This window comes from Chryseobacterium sp. BIGb0232 (assembly GCF_024810195.1).
In the GTDB taxonomy this organism is placed as follows: domain Bacteria; phylum Bacteroidota; class Bacteroidia; order Flavobacteriales; family Weeksellaceae; genus Chryseobacterium; species Chryseobacterium pennae.
Genome location: NZ_JANUEH010000008.1, coordinates 16,328 through 38,338, shown reverse-complemented (window position 1 = coordinate 38,338; position 22,011 = coordinate 16,328). Strand labels below are relative to the sequence as shown.

Below are 22,011 nucleotides of genomic sequence, written 5' to 3'. Positions count from 1 at the left end.
GACAAAGGATAACAAAGAATAGGGCTTAGGGAATAGAATTTAGGAAATCGGAACATTTGTTTTCACCTATATTCGAAACCCTAAGCCCTAATTCCTTATATTTGCACCATATTATTTATGAAAGGAAAAATCATTAAATCTACAGGCAGCTGGTACCAGGTTTTGGAATTGGAAACAAATAAAATTTTCGAGGCCAGGATCAGGGGGAAATTCAAACTCATCAAAACAAGACTTACCAACCCGCTTGCTGTAGGAGATTTTGTGGAATTCCAGCTGGAACAGGATGATATTGCATGGATTACAAAGATTGAGTCCCGCAGAAATTACCTGATCAGGAAATCCGTAAACCTTTCAAAGGAAGCTCATATTATCGCTTCCAATATTGATCTGGCTTGCTTTATTTTTACTTTAAAGCACCCGGAAACGTCATTAGGTTTTCTGGATCGGTTTCTGGCATGCTGTGAAGCTTATAACATTAGGCCGCTAATTCTTTTCAATAAGATTGATGTTTTACATGAAGAGGAGATTGAAATTGTAAAAGATGTTGAATCTGATTATCAGGGAATAGGGTATGATACATTAGAGATTTCATCATATTCAGGATTGAATCTCGATCAGCTTCAGGATCTTCTGAAAGATAAAACCTCTGTTTTTTTCGGACATTCAGGATGCGGAAAATCTACATTGGTAAATGCTTTACAACCTGGATTAAATCTGAAAACTTCTGAAATTTCGGATACGCATTTGAAAGGTAAACATACAACGACCTTTGCGCAGATGCATTTCTGGCATTTCGGGGGAAATGTTATTGATACTCCAGGAGTCCGTGAATTTGCAATGATTGATATTGAAAAGGAAGAAGTACAGCATTATTTCCCTGAAATATTCAAAAAAAGAGAAGAATGTAAGTTCCATAATTGTCTTCACGTCAATGAGCCGAAATGCGCCGTAATTGATGCTCTTGAAACCGGAGAGATCCAGCATTCCCGTTACGCAACTTATATAAAGTTGATGGATGAAGCTGAAGAAGCTACCCAAAAATAATTATAAAATATTTCTACCAATATGCCTCCATATAATAAGTATGGAGGTTTTTTTTATCTGAACCTAACAAATTTTAAAAACCTATTAAGTTTTCTTTGTCCTGTTTTAGCAAATAAATTTTCTTATTTCATTTATAATCTTGGAAATAATTTTTAAAAAACTGTAATAAAAATAATTTCAGGAACTTATTTTTGTTTTTTGGAGATAAAAAAATAAAAGATTTTAAAATAACTCTACTTTTTGTCATGGGAATTTATAGTATAACTCCACTTTTTGATGTCAGAATTTCCTACCATGAAAAAAAAGTGAAAAATATCAATTATTTCATTGATTGAAATGGAAGCAATACTATATTAATATAGTTTTATATGTATTTTAGTTTTGTCAAATTGATAATAAAATACATGTTTTTTTACAAATAAAAAACCCAGCCGAAGCTGGGTAAAAACTAATAACCATGAAAACTCAAATTAAACATGAGAATCGTAATAGAATTAACAATTACTGTGCCAAAGTTTGGTTCATGATTTCTTAATAAAAGTTATTTTTATGTTAAAAAAAAATTAAAATAAAAATCAAAGATATTTTTTGTAATTTTGCGGCATTAAAAAAATATACATTTATGTCTAACATTACATTCACTATGATTAAGCCAGATGCAGTAGCTGACGGACATATCGGTGCAATATTGGGTAAGATTGCTGAAGGTGGTTTTAAAATCAAAGCTTTAAAATTAACTCAGCTTACAGTTGCTGATGCAAAAAAATTCTATGAAGTACATGCTGAAAGACCATTTTATGGTGAATTGGTAGAGTTCATGAGTTCTGGTCCTATCGTAGCTGCAGTTTTAGAAAAAGACAATGCAGTTGAAGATTTCAGAACATTGATCGGTTCTACTAATCCTGCAGAAGCAGCAGAAGGTACAATCAGAAAAATGTTTGCTAGAAGCATCGGAGAAAATGCAGTTCACGGTTCAGATTCTGACGAGAATGCATTAATCGAAGCTCAGTTCCATTTTTCAGGAAGAGAGATTTTCTAAGAAAATTACTTTACAAAATAAAAGATCCGGAGAATTTTTTCTCCGGATTTTGTTTTTATGAACTCCTGTTTCAAAATTGATTAAAGGTTGTTTTCGATAGCTCCTACACTTTCTCTGTACAGTTCAATAGGTTTATTAAGTAAAACGGCGATCACAGTCATCTGTTGATCCAGTCTTTCTTTTGGGATATCAATGTAAATAATTCCCGGACGGTCACTCCAGTAAAGTTTATTGTAAATAGTATGGGTAAGCATACTGCCGTCACCTACGATTCTTATCCTGGATATATCATTTTTTATTCCTTTTAGAGCAATAGGGCCGGTAGGGATTCCTTCCACAAAAAGATAAAGAGTCTGTTTGTCTCTTGATAAAGCACTCATTCCAGGAAAATGCCCCTCTGGAAGTCCTTTGCCTGTTTCAAATAAGGCCTCTGCATGTTTGCTTATCCATTGTACGGTCTTTGGGTTTGCCTTAGATGTTTTTTTAATTTTCATGTCAAGGCCATCATTAGTCAGTCCATCAAGTGTTACTAGATTATTATCGTAGTTCAGAGCACTGGTGATATCGTAAACTGCTTCCTGAGTGTTTTTCATTTCCAGTATTTCGGAAAGCGGACGTTCTTCCTTCTTAAAATCTTTAATAAATAAAGGTGGATGGTCAAAAGTAACTTCTGCTACGGTAACATCTTTGTCAAACTTTACATTGGAGAAGTTCAAGGTGAGTGTTTTTTCAGCATTATAATCTGTTTTAACAACAGCCGATGGATCTCCAACGATTTTTACTGAAATTGGCTTTGTTGCCAATCCATAGATCTTTGTAAAGTTTTTGGCTTCATCAAGATAAAGAAATAAAGATTTTTTAGAGACTGACAAAGCCGATTTCCCTTTGTAATTGTCGAAAGGAATCCCTTGAGTCGTTTCATAGATGGCATGCTGATGTTTGGATGTCCAGCGCCCAAGGTTTTTAAGAATTTCAATCTGTTCTTCCGGGATGGTACCGTCTGGCTTCGGACCGATATCAAGTAAAAGATTTCCTCCCATACTGATTACATCTGTGAGAGTTCTTACAATCATATTAGGGGTCTTGTAATTTTTGTCATAAGGCTGATATCCCCAGGAATCATTCATGGTATAGCAAAGCTCCCAATATGGGTTTTTTGGTGGAACTACAGGAATGCCCTGTTCAGGAGTGTCATAATCCCCATGATTGTTGAGTCTGGAGTTGATGATAATATTAGGATTGTATTTCTTGAGTAAATCTAGAGTCTGAGAAGCTTTCCACTCCTCAGAAGTGTGTTCCCAGTCTCCATCAAACCAAAGAAGATCTGGAGAATATTGAGTGGAAAGTTCATTAAGCTGACTTTGATAATAACTGATGAAATTATTCCAGCGTGTTGGCTCGTCTTTTATTTCATAACGTTTTTTTGTCCTGGTATTGATATCATAATATGGATGGCTCCAATCCGGTAAAGAGAAATAAAGCCCTGTTTTTAAGCCCGATGTTTTCAGAGCAGAAACAAAAGGGCTTAAAATATCCTTTTTTGCCAGAGAGTTTTGAGGAATACTTGTCGCTTTTTCGGCCTTTGAGTTCCACAAGGAAACTCCATCGTGATGTTTTGTGGTAATGACAGCATATTTTGCTCCAGATTCCTTAATAAGATTTACCCATTGTTCTGGTTGATATTTTGAAGCTGAAAAACCATTCAGCTGTTTCATATAGTTTTCGTGATTAATGTAATTGTTGAAGAATGACCAGGATTCAGAGATCCCGTTAACGGAATAGATTCCCCAATGAATAAAAATACCCAGTTTTGCATTTTTGAACCACTCCATTTTTTTGCTGTTGTCCACTGTTTGGGTTTGTGCATCAATACTATTCGCAGATAATATTAATCCAAGGAAAACAGCTTTAATCAGACTGATTTGCATATTATATTATTTAACATTAAATATAAATAAAGAAAACCTTACAGTATAAAATAGTTTTTAATATTTGATAATAATTGTTGTTAAAACGTTTCTTATTGTTGTATTTTTAAAAATGGAACGTTTATTGTAAATTTTTAAAAAAAGAGATTATGAAAATTCCAACGTTATTAATGGCGAGTTTATTGGCAGCAGGAGTTTCTGCACAAACTACAAAACCTGTTTCAAAAACTAAAAAGCCAGTGAAGAAAGTTAGAAAAGTAGCACCGGCTTCTGAAAGTCCGGAAAAACCTAATCCGACTACTCCTAAAGCCATTGTTAAAAAAGATACCATTAAACTTAACGGGTTTTCTTGCCCGGCTTGTGGAATGGGATAGGTTATGGGAAAACCTCTGTTAGGGCTGTCTATGATGGCAGAAGCAGAATTTCTGTCTGCTGTTCTGCCTTTATTACAAAGCAATTCTATTGAAGTGCTTGAATGGTCATTTGATACATTCTACAATACAGAAGAACCGGATTGGTTGAGTGATCTGCTTAATTTTTACTCAGAAAATAATCGTCTGATCGGTCATGGAGTGTATTACTCTCTATTTGATGCCCGATGGACCGAAAGGCAGGAACTTTGGCTGCAAAAACTAAAAGAAGAGTTTCGTAAAAGAAAATACAACCATATTACGGAACATTTCGGTTTCATGAATACCGAAAACTTTCATCAGGGAGTACCGCTGCCTGTCTCTTTGCATTCAAAAACACTAGCGATAGGTAAAGACAGGCTTTACAGATTACAGGATGCTGTACAGGTTCCGGTAGGAATAGAAAACCTTGCATTCTCATTCTCATTGGATGATGTATTGGAGCAGGGTGTATTTCTTGACAAGCTGACAGATGATACTGATGGGTTCCTGATTCTTGATCTTCACAATATCTATTGTCAGTCCTGTAATTTTAAAGTAGAGATGCAGGATATTATTAAACTATACCCACTCGATAAGGTTAAAGAGATTCATCTTTCAGGAGGAAGCTGGCAGGAAAGTGCCTATGGAAAAAAGCGGGTACGGAGAGATTCCCATGATGATGTAATTCCTGAAGATATTTTGTCCGTATTGCCTTCAGTCTTATCTCAATGCAGAAATCTGGAATATATAATTATTGAACGGCTCGGTCATACAATCAATACGGAAGAAAAAAAGAAAAGTTTTCTGGATGATTTTGCAAAGGTCAAAATGCTGATCGATTCATCAGATTGGCAGACCCAAAATAAGGAGAACCGAAACAGGAAAGAAATACAATTCCCGGAACATCCTTTGGAAGATAGGATTCTACACGAAGAGCAGACGTTACTCACAAAATTACTGTTTGATAATGTTGAACCTGAATCTTTTAATCATCATGCATTTCAATATTTCAAAACAGAAAAATGGGACCCGGAAATGATTATTACGGCCCGGAATATCATTAAAAAATGGAATCCCTATTAATCCCCTGATAAGAAGCTAATAATCACAAACCAAATTATATGAAAATGACCATAGTATTGTTAATCTTCACAGCTGTGCTTATGGCTCTCATTGCCGGACTTTTCTACGCTTACTCCTGTTCTGTAGTCCTGGGACTGGGAAAATTGTCTGATGTGGAATATCTGAAGGCTATGCAGAGCATCAACCGTGAAATTCTTAATCCGGTATTTTTCCTTAGCTTTATGGGAACGGCTATTCTTCTTCCTGTGTCTACCTTTTTTCTGCGTGGGGAACAACCTGTTTTTATTTTTCTTTTATTGGCTACATTGGCTTATCTGATAGGTGTTTTCGGAGTTACGGTAGTTGGGAATGTTCCTATGAACGATCAGCTTGATCAATTTGATATTTCAGGTTCTACTGTTGAAGCTATTAAACAAATGCGTGAAAATTTTGAAGCCAGATGGAACTTCTTGAATAACGTACGAACTGTTTTTTCTGTGGTAAGTATCGTTTTGGTAGTTTGTGCCTGTGTATGACATAAAGATGTATAGAAAATCTTGTAATAAGTGGAAACACTCAAGTATAAATTCCGTATTTCTACGGATTGACCGATGTCTATTTTATGTTGATCTTTGTGTTGTTAGTAAGAAGGAATTTAAACATTAAAAGAATTTTGAAAAAAAATTAATAACCAGGACGACTCAATTTCAAACTGAAAAAGGCAGCTCCATTAGAACTGCCTTTTGTCTATATAAAACTTATATCTTTTATTAGATTTTCAAAAGTTCAATGGTTCTCTCCGGACTCTCAGCAGAGAATACTGCATTTCCGGCAACCAAAACATCAGCTCCTGCTTCAAAAAGCTTAGAAGCATTATCAAGATTTACTCCACCATCTACCTGAATAAGTGCTGTAGAGTTGTTGCTCAGGATAAGATCTTTTGTTTCAGCAATCTTTTTGTAGGTGTTCTCAATGAATTTCTGTCCTCCAAATCCTGGATTTACACTCATTAATAATACAAGATCCACATCAGCAATAATGTCTTCAAGCATTAAAACGGGAGTGGAGGGGTTCAAAACAACACCTGCTTTAGCTCCTTTGCTTTGAATGTGGTGAATAGTTCTGTGAAGATGAGTACATGCTTCATAATGAACAGAAACAAGGTCAGCGCCATGGTTGATAAATTCATCAACATATTTTTCAGGTTCCACGATCATCAGGTGAACATCCACGAATTTTTTAGCATGTTGCTGAACGGTTTTCATCACCGGGAAACCAAATGAAATGTTAGGTACAAATCTACCATCCATAACGTCAATATGGAACCAGTCGGCCTGAGAGTTGTTCAGCATTTCAATATCTCTTTGCAGGTTCCCAAAGTCTGCAGATAAAAGGGATGGAGCAATAAGCTTCGTTTTCATTTTTACTTTTTATACTTTTACTTAGATTTCAGATATTAGACATCAGATATCAGATTTAGAGTACTGTTGTTATGTCTAGTGTCTGATATCTGTTATCTAATGTCTTTAATGATACTTCAGCTTCATTTCCGGTTTAATCTTCAGAATTGTTTCGTAGATCAGCTTAATAACATTTCCTACGTCTTCTTTAGATACCATTTCTACCGTTGTATGCATATAACGCAAAGGTAAGGAAATTAAAGCACTTGGTACACCGCCGTTGGAATGTGCAAAAGCATCAGTATCTGTCCCTGTAGCTCTGCTGGCTGCTGCTCTCTGATAAGGAATTTTCTTTGTTTTTGCTGTGTCAATAATCAGTTCTCTGATGGTATGGTGAACACTTGGAGCAAAGAATACTACCGGTCCTGCACCACATTTCTGATCTCCTTCTTTTTTCTTTTCGATCATTGGAGTAGTGGTATCGTGCGTTACATCAGTTACAATGGCAATATTAGGTTTAATGGTGTCTGCAATCATATCTGCTCCATATAAACCTACTTCTTCCTGTACTGAGTTGGTGATATAAAGACCGAATGGAATAGATTTTTTGTTTTCCTTTAGAAGCCTTGCCACTTCAGCGATCATGAAACCTCCGATTCTGTTGTCAAGAGCTCTGCAGACAAAATACCTGTCATTCATTTCGAAGAATTCATCGGGGTAGGTAATCATGCATCCTACAAAAATTCCCATGTCTTCCACTTCCTTTTTAGAAGTAGCTCCACAGTCGATGAAGATATTTTCAATTTTTGGAGTTGGTTCATTCTGGTTTGTTCTCGTATGGATAGCCGGCCATCCGAAAACTCCCTTTACAATCCCGTTTTCTCCGTGAATGTGTACTACTTTTGATGGAGCAATCGTCTGATCTGAGCCTCCGTTTCTGATTACATAAATCAGTCCGTCATCTGTGATATAATTAACATACCATGAGATTTCATCCGCATGAGCTTCAATCACTACTTTAAATTCAGCCTCAGGATTAATGATTCCATAGCATGTTCCATAATGATCCACTTCAATCTTGTCTACATAAGGTCTGATGTAGTCCATCCAAACCTCTTGTCCTTTGTGTTCGTAACCTGTTGGAGATGAAGTGTTTAAATATTTCTCTAAAAATTTTAAAGATTTCTTTTCAAATTTCATAAAAAGGAATGATTTTTGCGTTTAATTTTTGTTCTTATAAGTGTAAAAATAATGAATTTTAGTAAGATTGTCTGTCTTTTTATGTTCTTTTTTGGAGTCAGTGTTTTTGGACAGAACGATACTGTGGTGGCAAAACCACTGAATCAATACCCCGCTGAATCTTTGAAAGTAGATGAATTTGGCAATAAATATTATTACGACGAGCAGCAGAAAGTCAAGATCTATGAAGTGAACGGAGAGCCTGTGGTAGTAATGGATGAATTGGTTTTGGTTAATAAGCCGAGGTTTAATAATCAGTTGGATAAGAATTACTACTATTTCTTAAATAAGAAGTTATACAGGGTATATCCGCTATTTGTAACCGCTTTGCAGCAGTACAGAGACATTCAGGTAGACATGAATGACATGGATAATAAAGCCAAGAGAAAGTTTGTAAGAGAAAGACAAAATATGCTTGCCGATCAATATGAAAAACAGTTGAGAGATCTTACCACTACCGAAGGGCAGGTTTTTGCGAAGTTGATGAATAGAGCAACCGGTAAAAATGTATACGAAATCATTAAAGAGATGCGAGGCGGGTTTAGTGCCTTTTGGTGGAACCTGAAAGGGAAAATGGCTGATATTGATTTAAAAGAGCGATATGATCCCCATAAAAACAGAACAGACGAATTTGTAGAGTCATTACTGCAGTCTAACTGGAATTCAGGATATCTGAAACCTTATCCGGGCGCAACGGATTTTAAAGTAAAGAAATAATAATATAAAAAAATTCCTGTAAGTGAGCTTACAGGAATTTTTCTTTTAATTTATCAAATACGATTTTATCAATAGGAAGGGGGAAAGGATTATCAGGCCTGTCAATATCCATCCATTCCGTTTTTTCAATGCAAGGATCCATAATAAGGAATTCGTTCTCGTCCACAATGTTTACAATATAATATATGGTAAGAAGCTGTTCGTTTTCTCTGAAACGGGAAACAAGAAAGTTTTCCTGAGTATAGAAGTGTTCTACAATATCTACTTTCACATTCAGTTCTTCATCAAATTCACGATGGAGACATTCTAATGTTCCTTCACCATATTCCAATCCGCCACCCGGAAATTTCACTAAAGGTTCGCCGGCATATTCTTCAAATAAAGTGAGTACTTTCTTATCTTTTACTGCACAGCCATACACTCTAATGTTGATCTTGTCTATCATATATATAATGTATAATATTTTGTATAGCTAAGGTAAGGAATTTTTATGAGGCATATATTGATGAAAGGATGAAAATGTAATTTCACTGGTATGCATTTTTACTTGATTAAAGCTTGATTGCATTAATCATTTCCCTTTTCCCTGGAGGTCCTTGTTTCTTCTCGACCTGAAAGTTCAGCTCCTGAAGGATTCGCCTCACACTTCCTTTAGAAGAGTAGGTTGTTAATAATCCGTTAATGGCCATTTTGTCAGCTACTAACTCGAAAAGTGGTTTTTCCCAAAGATCCGGCTGTACTCTTGCTCCGAAACAGTCGAAATAAACAAGGTTGATTTCAGGCAGATTAATGTTCTTCAAATCAAAAAAGTCACATTCTATCTTTTTAAGGTTGAATCCACTAATGATTTCTACTGACTTTTCCCAATCTGCCAGATGAATTTTCTGATAAATATTTTTAAACTCAGGGTTATCAAAAAGTTCAAAGTAGGCTAAATCATTAACTTCAGATTCATTTATGGGGTATTTTTCGAGCGAAAAATAATTAATGACATGATTTTTGTCAGTTTTTAAATATTCATTAATTGTCACTAAAACATTCAAACCTGTTCCAAAACCTAGTTCTAAAATATTAATTTCATAATTATTTATTAAATTTAATCCATTTTTAATAAACACATGTTCTGCTTCCTGAAGAGCACCATGATGAGAATGATAATTTTCATTTAAATCATTAATAAACAGTGTTTTGCTTCCGTCGTTTGTAGTCTTAATTTCTCTTTTCAAGCTAATTTTTTGTCAAATTTACTCTAAAATTTTTATATTTAGAAAATTATGTTAAATTTGTAGAACATCGTAAAAATTTTAAAAAATGATAATTCAAAAAACTGAAAACTCCAGAATTTCTACATTTGACCCTAACAATTTTTCATTTGGTGGTACCTTTATAGATCATATGATTATATGTGAGTATGAAAATGGAAAATGGGGTGATGTGAAACTAGTTCCTTACGGTCCAATACCATTTACACCTGCCATGATGGGGGTAAACTATGGACAAGCTTGTTTTGAAGGTATGAAAGCCTATAAAGACAAAGATGGGCAGGTTTTCCTTTTCAGGCCTGAAAAGAATTTTGAACGTATCAACAAGTCAGCGAAGCGTCTTGCTATGCCTGAGGTGACTGAGGAAATGTTTTTAGACGGATTAAAAGCATTAGTAGATATCGACAGAGACTGGATCCCTCAGGGAGAAGGTATGTCTTTATATATCAGACCATTGATTTTCGCAACAGAGGAAGCTTTGAAAGCAAGAGTTTCTGAAAAATATATGTTTGCTATCGTAGCAACACCAGCAAAGAGCTATTATTCAGAACCGGTTTCTGTAAAAATTTCTGATCACTATTCAAGAGCAGCAAACGGTGGAGTAGGTTCTGCTAAAGCAGCGGGGAACTATGCCGCTTCTTTCTATCCAACTCAATTAGCTATTGAAGAAGGTTATGAGCAAATCATCTGGACTGATGATGCAACGCATGAGTATTTCGAAGAAAGTGGTACTATGAATGTATTTGTTAGAATCAACGATACAATCTATACACCACCTACATCTGAGAAAATCCTTGACGGAGTTACAAGAGACAGCTTCCTTCAATTAGCTAAGAAAAGAGGAATCGAAGTTAAAGTTGAGCCAATCCCGGTAAAAACCGTCATTGAAGCTTTGAAAAACGGAGATCTTAAAGAAGTATGGGGAGTAGGTACAGCAGTGGTAACCACTCAATTCCAGGCTTTAGGATATGAGGGTGAAAAATTAGCACTTCCAAGATTATCAGATGAAGAAAGCTATGCAGCGATCCTTAAGAAAGATTTAGTAGACCTTCAAAATAATCTTGCTGAAGATCCATTCGGATGGAGAGTGGTTGTAGACCATGCTCTTGAAACAGTTTAAAAGTATTTAAATACATTATAATAAGCCGGGAATCACCCGGCTTTTTTTATTATTCTATAGATTTAAATTCACACAAATTAAGAAACTGGAGTATATGTAGGTAGATTTTAACCACAGATGACGCAGATTTGCACAGATGTTTGTATGTAATCACTGTTCATAAATTGAGTGAGATCTGGCCCAACCAAAAAAATCTTTCATTTTTTAAACTTAAGTGCTCTTGCCAACGTTATACTTTTAATTTATAAGACTTAAGTGTCTAAAAACTTTTGTATCTTTTGTGATTGGATTTTAATCATAAATAGGAATGGAGGTTTTTATATAATTTACATTAATGGTTTAAAGCTTTTGTAATTGATTCACAAAATGTGTATTTTCGCAAAAGTTTATGAAAAAAATACTCTTCATATCAGCCATAAGCCTGTTGAGCTGTAATAGAAATGTACAGACGGCACATCCTCCAGTAGGAGGTGTTTTGAGCCAGAAAGATCTGGATGTTTCTAAGAACAGAATGAAAAATCTGAATACCATTGAAAGGGGGCAGATTCAGGATTGGATTAGTGGACAAACGATAAAATTTTATCCTACACAGCTTAATTATTGGGTAACGGTTGATGGTTTTGATTATAGAGAAAGAAGAGCAGATAATACTCTGATTTCCTATTCTTATGAACTGTATGATTTTGATGAGACCAAAATTTATGATCAGCCTTTTGAAAGAAGAGATGCCAAGTTCGGGCATTTTGATGAACTGAAAGCAGTGGAAAATGCTTTGCGTTTTATACATGATGGAGAGGAAGTGACGCTTTTGGTGCCGTCTTCTTTGGCTTATGGAACTTTTGGAGACGAAAAGAAAATAGACAACGATATACCATTAATCATAAAATTAAAAGCTTTATAATACATGAAATTGTTTAACAAGAATATAATTCTGGCAGCGGCAAGTGTTTCGCTGATGAGTTGTACCCCAATTTATAAAAAAATGAACGTAGACAAAGAAACTTACGAAGGTCTTAATGACGGGCTTTATGCCAATCTTCAAACTACAAAAGGTAACCTGATTGTGAAGTTTGAGGACAAGAAAGCACCAGTAACTGTAGCCAACTTTATCGGTCTTGCAGAAGGGAAAATCGACAACAAAGCTAAGGCTAAGGGAGTTCCTTATTATGACGGAACTATTTTCCACAGAGTAATCAAAGATTTCATGATCCAGGGAGGTGATCCTCAGGGAACAGGGATGGGAGATCCTGGATATAAATTTGAAGATGAAAGAAACGATCTTAAACATACAGGAAAAGGTATTCTTTCTATGGCGAACTCAGGGCCAAATACAAACGGTTCTCAGTTTTTCATCACTGAAGTAGCTACTCCTTGGTTAGACGGAAGACACACGATCTTCGGAAAAGTGGTAAAAGGTAATGATGTAATTGACACTATTGCTAATGTTGAAAAAGGAGCTCAGGATAAACCTAAAACAGATATCGTTTTAGAAAAAGTTTCTATCTTCGGTAAAGGTGACGAGTATAAAAACTACGATGCAGCTAAAACTTTCAACGAAGGAAAGGCTAAAATCGCAGAAAATAACAAAGCTTTCATTGCTAAAGAAGAAGCGGAAAAAAAGAAAAAAGAAGAAGAGTTCAAAGCAAACCAGGAAAAATTAGTTGAAAACCTAAAAGCCGGAATGCAAAAAACTGAATCAGGTCTTTACTATAAAATCACTAAAACTGCCGATGGTAAAGCACCAAAGGTAGGTGATAACGTTTCTGTACACTATGCAGGAAAATTAGTAGACGGAACTGAATTCGATTCTTCATTTAAGAGAAACGAACCTATTGATATTCCAATCGGAATGGGGAGAGTAATCAAAGGATGGGATGAAGGAATCCTATTATTGAAAGAAGGTGAAACTGCTACTTTATTGATCCCGCCAGCAATGGCTTATGGAGAAAGAGGAGCAGGAGGAGTTATTCCGCCAAACTCTTGGTTAGTTTTCGATGTTGAGCTTGTAAAAGTAAAATAATTGAATCTTTAAAGATATGAGAGCTGCCCCGAAAAGGGCGGCTTTTTTGTTTGTATTAATGAGATGGTTTTGTCTGTACTCTGAAAATGACTACTTTAGTAAAAACTGTTTCATGAAAAAAATCTTCTATACTCTTTTTATGTTTTCCAATCTTAGTCTTATTGCCCAAGGGAAGAAGTTCTTTGAAAACGGAGATGTTCAGCTAAAGTCGACAGTCGAAAAAATCAATTTAAAATATTCCACAGACTTACCTTTTGTAAAAGTAAGTATTAATGGAAAAATATATAATTTTCTTTTAGATACCGGAGCTCCAACTGTTATTTCTACGGCAGTTTATACAGATCTGGGTCTTGAGAAGAAATATAAAAGCAGTGTGAAAGATTCGCAGAAAAATAAGCAGGATCAGATATTTACGGTATTACCTGAAATGATTGTAGATCAGCTGGTTTTTAAAAATATTGGAGTCATGGTAATGGATCTTAAGGCAACTGAATTCGAATGCTTTAAAGTGGATGGAATTCTTGGTTCTAATCAGATGGCTAAACTTTTCTGGAGGATAAACTATGATGAAAATTCATTGGAAGCAACTCGGGATCTTTCAAGATTTGATCTTACAGGTTATGATATTATAATTCCTTTTGATGTAAAAGATCAGAAAACACCTATTATAAAAGCCAGTATTCTTGATCAGAAAATAAATTTCACATTTGATACTGGATCTTCAGGAAATATAAAAATTACCAATAATAACTACAATTCCAAAAAAGTAACAGAGAAAATAGATGTTTACGGAAACAGTTCTGTAGGGGCTTTTGGGGCCGGAAATCCTGTGTCCGGATATATTTTTAAGGCTTCTAATATCGCTGTGGGAAATAAAACGTTTAACAAGGCAATGGTAGCAACAGGAAGTTCAAACTTAATAGGAAATGATTTTTTGAAAAACTTTGTATTTGTTCTGGATTGGGAAGGCCGTAAGATTTATATGAAGCAAATTAAGGAAACTTCTTACAAATTGGAATCCTTTGGTTTTGGGTATCGTTTTATAGATTCTAAACCTACTGTTGCCTATGTATTTCAGGAAGAAAATTTCCCTTTAATGGTGGGAGATTCTATCATTAGTATTAATAATATAAACCTTGATAATCTTGACAAAGAAGGCGTTTGTCATTATTTTCTGAACAGGGTAGAAAAGGATGTTGCTGCTATTGATATGAAAATAAAGAGAGGCGGAGTTGTAATGAGTGTGAACCTTAAAAAGAAAATGTATTTAAAGGCTGATTCCTAGATCTGTATGAAATGAAATACTGTGGAAATACGGGTTTTCTATGAAAGTAAATTATTCCTATCTTTATCCCTCACCAATGAATAAAAATAAAAAATATGTTTGATCTTAATTACGATTTAATAAAACAGGAAATAGAGGCTGAAGTTTGTAAAGAACATAACTTACATCCGGAATTTGTAAAAACAGATGACGGATTTGGAATCAAGGCATGCTGCCAGCCCTTTCATGCAGAATTAGTAGCAAAATCTGAAAAAATGGTTGAAGAGGAAACGACTCAGTTCCTTGAGAAGATGATGAAAGATATCTTTAAAGAATAACTTATAAAACTGTATAGAAAAAACCGCCCCAGAAGGGCGGTTTTTCAGTAAAAGAGTGAAATAAAAGTTATATGTTTCTACCGGATCTTTTATTCATTCCTGTCCCCGCAAGGGAACTGATGAATACAAGACCAAAGCCGATATAAGCGGCAAAGGCGGTCAGATATACTATTAAGCTGTTTAAACTTGGTTTTGAACTGTATACCAGTACAGAAAAGGCAGCAAAACTTAAAACCAATAACAGGCTCCAGATATGCATTTTTGCAGCGTCTTCATTTCTCTTAAAAATCATTTCAAAAAAGGCTCTCATCATTACTAACATTTTAAGGGTTATACTTTAATTAATTGAGAATAAATCAGGTATAAATCATCACGGTAAAAAGAAAGGCATATTTCTTTACTGGGCTAAGGTTCGCGATGACTTTGCCGTTTTATTCAATATTATGATACCGGGCTTTAAAGTCCGGGTTTAATAATCATTTTTGAATCAATAAATGACTCACGGGTTTATTGTTGATACCAGTTAGATACGGCGCATAAGTCTGCTGTGAAAAATCGGCCAGAGGGCTAATTCATCACGTTCCCGTATCTTTTACGGCATCGTAGAAAAAAAAAGGATTCATATACGAGATATGAACTTTGAATCAGTGGAAAACTGAAAATCCACAGAAAACCTTTTTTCTCATCCTTAGTGTTTTTTTAATTTTTTCTCACAAAAGGACATGCCAATTTCATGCCAAAGTGATAATTCTACGATTAACAGTTGGAATTATTTTGTTTTATTTTATTGTTCTTCAATGTTTTATATTGTTTATTTCCTTAAACAAAGAAAAAATAGATTTTGAATGTAAAATTCTTAGATCTAGGTTTTAGCTAAAGTCAATGAAATTTAATGTATAATATGAACGGATTAAAATCCGTTTCTATTGAATTTTTAGAGCACAGTTTTTAGGCCTCCTCACTGGGATAATTATAAAAAAGTTTAATTTTGGAAAAGTGAACAAAGATAGCTTAAAAGATAATATTGAGATTTGTATTGTTAATCTTCAACGATTGGCAAAGATGAATTGTTGGAATAAGATATCTCCTGATTTTGTTTTTATAGTGTCTGATTTCAATGAGTTTGAAAGGCTAAATTTTTTTGAACAAAGGAAAGCCCGGAATAAAATAAATAAACATAAAGATGTACTAGGATTAGATTCAGTAATTGAAATTTTAAGCAAGGAGTATCATGATCTTTATGATATTACATTATATATCTTCAAAGCGGGCCGAAAAGAAACTATAATTGAAATTCAATATTACAGGAAATCGAATTTTGAACCTGATTATTTTGCTATAGTGAAAAAAGAACCACCTATGTTTCATTCAAAAATTTCGCTTCCTAATTATGTAGTAAAAGGAAGAAAGTTTGATGTCAATTGGGAATTAGGTGGAGTAAGAGATTCCTGGAATTATTTTCTACATCGAATTAAGCACAAAATAAATACTTTCTGTTGCTAGACCCTTACATTAAATAATATTTAGTTTGTCATCCTGTAAAAATCCAGACCATAATTTTTAAAATCTTTATTTGGATTTCTAAGGAATAACAAAACACCGTTAGATTTTTAAAGCGAAAACTTTCTAAAATCCATTCAGTGTCCTCACCTTACATAATCATTTCTGAGATTTATGTTTTTAAAGTAATAAAAGAAAACCCCATCAAATCTTATAGAATTTAATGGGGTTAATTTATATCAAGCTAGTATTTCATTACCAGTTCTTATCAATCATATAAATAATATGGGTCATAGCTACAGCGCCTAATAAAAGCTCTCTTCTATTAACTTTTTCAAAAGTGTCTTCTTCTGTGTGGTGAATATCAAAGTAACGCTGAGAATCGGGCATCAGCTCAGCTGCAGGAATTCCCATATCATGAAGCGGGTAGAGGTCTGTTCCGGAAAACTTTTCTTCGAAGTTATACACTCCATAAGGCAGGAATAGTTTGGACCAGCCTTGGATCTGTTTTCTTTTGGTGTCATCCATATCCAGTGCGATCCCTCTCGGAGCAAAACCTCCGGCATCGGATTCTATGGCAAAAAGATGTTTTTCATTCTTTTCTTTTACTGTTTTTCCATATTGAATACCACCTTTTACCCCATTTTCTTCATTGGCAAAGCAAACAACTCTGATCGTATGGTTATTCTGTATTCCCAATTTTTTGAATGTTCTCAGAACTTCAATGCTCTGAACAATTCCGGCTCCATCATCATGAGCGCCTTCTCCTACATCCCAGGAATCAAGATGACCACCTACTACAATTACACTTTGGTCTTTTTTACCTGTAATTTCACCAATCACGGAGTGGGAGAGTTTCTCACCTTTCATTCCACAATTGGAGTTCAGTTTTGCTGTAATTTTCTGACTCTTTAATAAAGTTTCCAACTCGTCTGCAGTAGTACTTCCGACAGCTACAGCGGGTATTTTAGAAACGTTTTCTTCATAACGCATGGCTCCTGTATGAGGAACATCGTCGAAAGCTGAGGAAAGAGAACGGATAATAGCAAATTTTCCTCCTTTTTTAGCGGTTAAAGATGCTGCTGTTGTTCTGTACTTGGCTGCATCACCATAACCTTTAAAAGTTTCTATGAATGATTGTTTGAAAGCGTAATTGAAGAACAGTATTTTATCTTTTACCTGTTCTGGTGTAAGATTATTGTATTCATCCATAGATTTCACCATGATAATTTCTCCTGAAATATCTTTTCCGCCTGTTCCTTCGGAGTTCCCGAGAGAAAGCATTTTAAGACTTTTCCAGCCTCCGCCGGAGGTTTTAATGTGTAGGGATTCTTTTCCTCTCACCCAAACCGGGATCATCACTTCCTGAAGCCATACTTTATCTGCTCCTGCTTCACGAAGTTTTTGTGCAGCCCATTGTACAGATTTTTCATAAGCTTCAGATCCGCTTAAACGGTGGCCAATATTTTTAGTGAGTTCGCGAAGATCACTGTATCCTTTTCCGTTATTTAAAACTTCAAGGGAGATCTTGCTAAATTGTATTGAGTCTTCTCTGGCCTGGCCAAAAACGGCCAATCCTAAAAACAATAATGAGGTTCCTAATATCTTTTTCATTGTTACCAATTTTTATCAATCATATAAATAAGTTGTGTCATCACCGTTGAACCGAGAAGTAATTCTCTGCGGTTGACTTTTTCAAAAGTATCTTCTGCTGTATGGTGAATATCAAAATACCTTTGTGGCTCCGGAACGAGTTCTGCTGTAGGAACACCCATCTCATGGAGAGGAGCGATATCTGAACCTGAATATTTTCCTTCGAAATTATAAACGCCATAAGGTAAAAACAGATTTACCCAGCTTTTGATCTGATTTCTTTTCGCGTCATCCATTTCCAGAGAAATTCCGCGGGGAGAAAAGCCTCCTGCATCAGATTCTATGGCAAAGAGATGCTTTTCATGGTTATCCTTTGCTGTTTTTCCGTATTGCTTTCCGCCTTTGGTTCCGTTTTCTTCGTTAGCAAAACAGACTGCTCTGATGGTATGGTTATTCTGTATTCCTAATTTTTTGAATGTTCTCAAGACTTCAATGCTCTGAACAATTCCGGAGCCATCATCATGGGCGCCTTCGCCTACATCCCAGGAATCAAGATGCCCACCTACTACGATTACATTTTGATCTTTTTTACCCGTAATTTCACCGATAACTGAATGGGATAGCTTTTCCTCCTTCATACCACAATTGGAATTGAGTTTTGCCGTGACGTTCTGATTTTTTAATAAAGCCTCGAGTTCATCTGCTGTCGTATTTCCGATAGTAACAGCCGGAATTTTGACAATATTCTCTTCATATCGCATGTTTCCTGTATGCGGAATATCGTTAAAAGCTGAAGAAAGAGATCTGATGATTGCAAATTTTCCACCTTTCTTTGCGGTTAAAGAAGCTGCGGTGCGTCTGTAGGCTCCTGACTCTCTATAGGAAATAAAAGTCTGTACATTTCCCTGATTAAAAGGGTAATTAAAGAAAACAATCTTATCTTTTACCTTTTCAGCAGGGAGTTTATCATATTCTTCCAGGGATTTAACCATGATGATATCCCCTGAAACATCTTTTCCGGCTGTTCCTTCGGAGTTCCCGAGAGAAAGCATTTTAAGACTTTTCCAGCTTCCGCCGGAGGTTTTGATGTATAGAGATTCTTTTCCTCTTACCCAAACCGGGATCATTACTTCCTGAAGCCATACTTTATCTGCTCCGGCATCACGAAGTTTTTGTGCTGCCCATTGCACAGATTTTTCATAGGCTTCTGAACCACTTAACCGGTGACCGATATTTTTAGTGAGTTCCCGAAGTTCTTCATATCCTTTTCCGTTATTTAAAATTTCGGTGGAAATTTTATTGAATTGTATAGAATCTTCTTTAGCCTGGGCTGATATGAAGGCTGCTCCTAAAGTTAATAATGAGATTGTGATTGTCTTTTTCATATTACCAGTTTTTATCAACCATAAAAATCATTTGTGTTATGGCAGCCGCTCCGAGAAGAAGTTCCCTTTTGTTTACTTTATCAAAAGTATCCTGTTCGGAATGATGATAATCGAAATATCTTTGGGTGTCTACCACAAGTTCTGCTAAAGGAATGTCCAGCTTTTTTAAAGGAGAAATGTCCTGAATAGCATCTGTTTGGTCGAAATCATAAATGCCATAAGGAAGAAAATATTCTTTCCAGGGAGAAACTAATCTTCTTCTCTGGGGAGACATATCCAAAGAAAATCCTCGCGGAGAATAGCCTCCTGCATCTGTCCCCAGTGCAAAGATGTGTTTTTCATCTTTCTTTTTCACATAAGCTGCATACATTTCGCGGCCTTGCCCTCCGTTTTCACTGTTGGCATACAGGACTACGCGAATGGTGTGATTATTTTCATATCCGAGTGCCTTCAGTGTTCTTAATACTTCGATACATTGAGCGACTCCTGTTCCATCATCAATTGCTCCTTCTCCAATATCCCATGAATCAAGCTGTGCTCCCAGAACAATTACTTTGGAATCTTTATTGCCTTGAATTTCAGCTATAATATTAGGATTGGTTGTATTGCCTTTTGATTCGGCAGTCATGTTGATTTTAGCCGTTACTTTTTGCTTTTTTAATGTTTTTTCCAGTTCATCTGCTGATCTTACGCCTATTGATAAAGCTGGAATTTTAACTTTATCATCTGGTTCGTAGTAAATCATTTTGGCATGCGGCGTATCATCGCTAGCTGTTGTTAGTGATCTTATGATTAAAGCTTTTGCACCGGTTTTAGCAATAACGGAAGCAGAAATTAATTTTGATTTAGCGGTCTGTAAATAAGAATCACTGGTGTTGATGATTTTCGGGTCCATAGGAACATTTACGAAGACTATTTTGTCTTTTAGCTGGCCTATTGACATTGCATTAAGCTCTGAAGTGGAATTGATTAAAACAATTTCACCTGTCAGATCTTTTCCTCCGGTTCCTTCAGAGTTTCCGAAAGAAAGCATTCTGAGGCTTTTCCATTCACCATTTTCTGCTTTTATCTGTAAAGACTCTTTCCCTCTGATCCAGATTGGAGCTTTGGCTTCCTGTCTCCAGATCATATTAATGCCAATTTCCTTGAACTTTTTTTCAGCCCATTCTACTGCTTTTGTGTAACCGGGGGTTGCACTGAAACGTGGCCCTATACCTTTTGTGAGTTCTCCAAGATTTTCATAAGCTCTGCCGTTGGTCATGATCTCATCTGAGATCTTTTTGAATTCATCATGGTAATTTAATTTTACAGGAATTGCTGTTCTGCCGGCAGGCTTTTTCTGGACTTTTTTTTGAGAAAATAAAAATCCACTCAAAAAGAGTGGAAGTATAATGAATATTTTTTTCATTTTTTATTTACCTTTCTTTTTCCAATGATAAAAGTAGGAAAAAAATAGGAATTTATTAAGGTTTCATATCGTACATTAACAGTGCTGTAATCAATTTTGGCTCAATGAATGTACATTTTGGAGGCATACTTAATTTTAAGTCTGAAATTTTAATCATGTCATTAAAACTTACAGGATAAATACCGAAGCCTGCAACTCCTTCTTTTTCATCTATCTTTTCTTTTAAGATATTGATTCCATTGATGTTGGATGTTCCTTTTACATAAGAGATCAAATCAGAACTGTCCGGATCTTCTATTTTTAGAATACCTTTGAAAATGTATTTGTCCAACAAGTGGTGGTCAAGGTTTTCCAGAGACATTTCCTTGGAACGAAGGTCGTGTTTCACATGAAGGGAGTAAAATTTACCATCCAGATACATGGAGATGTGGAATTTCTGAGAAGGGAAATAAGGGGTCTGACCTTTTTCATGAATCAGGAAATACTGATCAAGTTCTTTTAAGAACTGTTCGCTGGAAAGGCCGTTCAGATCATGAAGAATTCTGTTGTAATCATGAATCTTAATTGATTGGTTGGAAACGATAAAGCTATACACAAAGTTATAAAGCTCTGTACCGTTGTGCCTTTTGTTTTTCTCCTTATGTTTCTTTGCATTTAATGCAGTAGAACCAATTCTGTGGTGTCCGTCAGCAATATAGAAGGAATCAATCTGGTCGATTACTTCTTTAAACTGCTGAAGCTTCAGACGGTTATCTATTCTCCAGATCTTATGTCTGATTCCAATGGTATCTACATGATTGAAAATCGGAACATTCTTTTCCTCATGATTCATCAGCAACTCAATTTTCGAGTTGGCAGGGTAGGTAAGAAGTACCGGTTCAGCCTGAAGATTTACTTTTTCAAGGTAATGAGCCAGTTTTTCTTTTTTCTGGGGAATGGTACTTTCGTGCCTTTTGATTTTTCCGTTCCAGAAATCTTCAATACTTGCCAGACCTAGAAGCCCTCTAAAAATTTGCTTGTTAGGATATATTTGTTCGTAAAGATAATAGGCAGAATTATCCTGAACGAGTTTCTTTTCGTCCAGAAGTTCTTCGAATGTGGAACGGATCTTTCTCAGGTTCCGGTCAACATCTTTAGATTTACTTACAACATATGGTTTTATCATGTTGATGTAAGTATTTTCAACTTGTGCTTTTTCTGCTATTTCTTCCTGGGTAAAATTATCCAGTGGATGGGTAGGGAAAGTATCCTCAAAATCTCTGTGAGGTCTTATTCCACGGAAAGGTTTAAAAACAGGCAT

The 22,011-nt window shown here is 35.5% G+C and carries 22 protein-coding genes; 12 read left to right on the top strand and 10 right to left on the bottom strand.

The window, feature by feature from the left end; genetic code table 11:
* The first annotated feature begins 117 nt into the window (after nt 1–117).
* Together rsgA and M2372_RS17040 are read left to right on the top strand one after the other, a co-directional pair.
* The gene (gene rsgA, locus M2372_RS17045; RefSeq protein WP_115969009.1) at nt 118–1,044 is read left to right on the top strand and encodes a ribosome small subunit-dependent GTPase A; all 927 of its coding nucleotides are present in this window, start codon (nt 118–120) and stop codon (nt 1,042–1,044) included.
* Between the two features lie 622 nt (nt 1,045–1,666).
* A complete protein-coding gene (locus M2372_RS17040; RefSeq protein ID WP_034722935.1) occupies nt 1,667–2,083 on the top strand; it encodes a nucleoside-diphosphate kinase in 417 nt (138 codons plus the stop codon).
* 80 nt (nt 2,084–2,163) lie between these two features.
* Here M2372_RS17040 and M2372_RS17035 read toward each other — a convergent pair whose 3' ends face one another.
* Complete coding sequence (locus tag M2372_RS17035) at nt 2,164–4,011, bottom strand: alpha-L-fucosidase (RefSeq protein ID WP_123319419.1); 1,848 nt, start codon at nt 4,009–4,011, stop codon at nt 2,164–2,166.
* A 149-nt stretch (nt 4,012–4,160) separates the two neighbouring features.
* Between M2372_RS17035 and M2372_RS17030 the strand changes: the two genes are divergently transcribed.
* Genes M2372_RS17030 through M2372_RS17020 form a run of 3 tightly spaced genes read left to right on the top strand, consistent with a single transcriptional unit; the run spans nt 4,161 to nt 6,001 of the window.
* Entirely contained in the window at nt 4,161–4,385 is a 225-nt protein-coding gene (locus M2372_RS17030) for a hypothetical protein (protein WP_123947269.1), read from the top strand.
* 3 nt (nt 4,386–4,388) lie between these two features.
* Nucleotides 4,389–5,486 carry a DUF692 family multinuclear iron-containing protein gene (locus tag M2372_RS17025; protein WP_123319418.1) on the top strand — a complete coding sequence of 366 codons (1,098 nt, stop codon included), beginning with the start codon at nt 4,389–4,391 and terminating at the stop codon, nt 5,484–5,486.
* 38 nt (nt 5,487–5,524) lie between these two features.
* Nucleotides 5,525–6,001: a DUF1772 domain-containing protein gene (locus M2372_RS17020; protein WP_123319417.1), complete on the top strand. Its 477-nt coding sequence runs from the start codon at nt 5,525–5,527 to the stop codon at nt 5,999–6,001.
* Between the two features lie 234 nt (nt 6,002–6,235).
* Here the strand turns inward: M2372_RS17020 and rpe are convergent, their stop codons facing one another.
* Complete coding sequence (rpe, locus tag M2372_RS17015; RefSeq protein WP_123319416.1) at nt 6,236–6,886, bottom strand: ribulose-phosphate 3-epimerase; 651 nt, start codon at nt 6,884–6,886, stop codon at nt 6,236–6,238.
* Between the two features lie 105 nt (nt 6,887–6,991).
* Nucleotides 6,992–8,065 (bottom strand): M28 family peptidase, encoded by a 1,074-nt coding sequence (locus tag M2372_RS17010; protein ID WP_123319415.1) that lies wholly within the window; start codon nt 8,063–8,065, stop codon nt 6,992–6,994.
* Nucleotides 8,066–8,116: 51 nt separating this feature from the next.
* Here M2372_RS17010 and M2372_RS17005 point away from each other — a divergent pair, with 51 nt between their 5' ends.
* A complete protein-coding gene (locus M2372_RS17005; protein ID WP_115968992.1) occupies nt 8,117–8,821 on the top strand; it encodes a DUF4294 domain-containing protein in 705 nt (234 codons plus the stop codon).
* Between the two features lie 28 nt (nt 8,822–8,849).
* On the opposite strand, the gene M2372_RS17000 is transcribed toward M2372_RS17005, so the two are convergent.
* A complete protein-coding gene (locus M2372_RS17000; protein WP_115968990.1) occupies nt 8,850–9,266 on the bottom strand; it encodes an NUDIX domain-containing protein in 417 nt (138 codons plus the stop codon).
* 106 nt (nt 9,267–9,372) lie between these two features.
* Complete coding sequence (gene mnmD / locus M2372_RS16995) at nt 9,373–10,047, bottom strand: tRNA (5-methylaminomethyl-2-thiouridine)(34)-methyltransferase MnmD (RefSeq protein WP_123319414.1); 675 nt, start codon at nt 10,045–10,047, stop codon at nt 9,373–9,375.
* An 85-nt stretch (nt 10,048–10,132) separates the two neighbouring features.
* Here mnmD and M2372_RS16990 point away from each other — a divergent pair, with 85 nt between their 5' ends.
* The 5 genes from M2372_RS16990 (at nt 10,133) to M2372_RS16970 (ending at nt 14,825) form a co-directional block, all read left to right on the top strand.
* Nucleotides 10,133–11,203, top strand: coding sequence for a branched-chain amino acid aminotransferase (locus tag M2372_RS16990; RefSeq protein ID WP_123319413.1), 1,071 nt, complete (start codon nt 10,133–10,135; stop codon nt 11,201–11,203).
* Nucleotides 11,204–11,591: 388 nt separating this feature from the next.
* Nucleotides 11,592–12,104, top strand: a complete 513-nt coding sequence (locus M2372_RS16985) for an FKBP-type peptidyl-prolyl cis-trans isomerase (protein ID WP_123319412.1) — start codon at nt 11,592–11,594, stop codon at nt 12,102–12,104.
* Between the two features lie 81 nt (nt 12,105–12,185).
* On the top strand, nt 12,186–13,223 hold the full coding sequence (locus M2372_RS16980) for a peptidylprolyl isomerase (RefSeq protein WP_228438523.1): 1,038 nt from the start codon (nt 12,186–12,188) through the stop codon (nt 13,221–13,223).
* Between the two features lie 112 nt (nt 13,224–13,335).
* The gene (locus tag M2372_RS16975; protein ID WP_185018798.1) at nt 13,336–14,508 is read left to right on the top strand and encodes an aspartyl protease family protein; all 1,173 of its coding nucleotides are present in this window, start codon (nt 13,336–13,338) and stop codon (nt 14,506–14,508) included.
* Nucleotides 14,509–14,603: 95 nt separating this feature from the next.
* Complete coding sequence (locus M2372_RS16970) at nt 14,604–14,825, top strand: hypothetical protein (RefSeq protein WP_045496073.1); 222 nt, start codon at nt 14,604–14,606, stop codon at nt 14,823–14,825.
* Nucleotides 14,826–14,892: 67 nt separating this feature from the next.
* Here M2372_RS16970 and M2372_RS16965 read toward each other — a convergent pair whose 3' ends face one another.
* Nucleotides 14,893–15,138 carry a hypothetical protein gene (locus tag M2372_RS16965; RefSeq protein ID WP_123947268.1) on the bottom strand — a complete coding sequence of 82 codons (246 nt, stop codon included), beginning with the start codon at nt 15,136–15,138 and terminating at the stop codon, nt 14,893–14,895.
* 683 nt (nt 15,139–15,821) lie between these two features.
* Between M2372_RS16965 and M2372_RS16960 the strand changes: the two genes are divergently transcribed.
* Nucleotides 15,822–16,328 carry a hypothetical protein gene (locus tag M2372_RS16960; RefSeq protein ID WP_148060752.1) on the top strand — a complete coding sequence of 169 codons (507 nt, stop codon included), beginning with the start codon at nt 15,822–15,824 and terminating at the stop codon, nt 16,326–16,328.
* Nucleotides 16,329–16,580: 252 nt separating this feature from the next.
* On the opposite strand, the gene M2372_RS16955 is transcribed toward M2372_RS16960, so the two are convergent.
* The 4 genes from M2372_RS16955 to M2372_RS16940 are packed head-to-tail and all read right to left on the bottom strand — an operon-like array spanning nt 16,581 to nt 22,011.
* The gene (locus M2372_RS16955) at nt 16,581–17,939 is read right to left on the bottom strand and encodes a M20/M25/M40 family metallo-hydrolase (protein ID WP_123319409.1); all 1,359 of its coding nucleotides are present in this window, start codon (nt 17,937–17,939) and stop codon (nt 16,581–16,583) included.
* Nucleotides 17,940–17,941: 2 nt separating this feature from the next.
* Complete coding sequence (locus M2372_RS16950) at nt 17,942–19,303, bottom strand: M28 family peptidase (protein ID WP_123319408.1); 1,362 nt, start codon at nt 19,301–19,303, stop codon at nt 17,942–17,944.
* Nucleotide 19,304: 1 nt separating this feature from the next.
* Nucleotides 19,305–20,711, bottom strand: coding sequence for a M28 family peptidase (locus M2372_RS16945; RefSeq protein ID WP_123319407.1), 1,407 nt, complete (start codon nt 20,709–20,711; stop codon nt 19,305–19,307).
* Between the two features lie 55 nt (nt 20,712–20,766).
* Nucleotides 20,767–22,011 (bottom strand): DUF1015 domain-containing protein, encoded by a 1,245-nt coding sequence (locus tag M2372_RS16940; RefSeq protein WP_115968972.1) that lies wholly within the window; start codon nt 22,009–22,011, stop codon nt 20,767–20,769.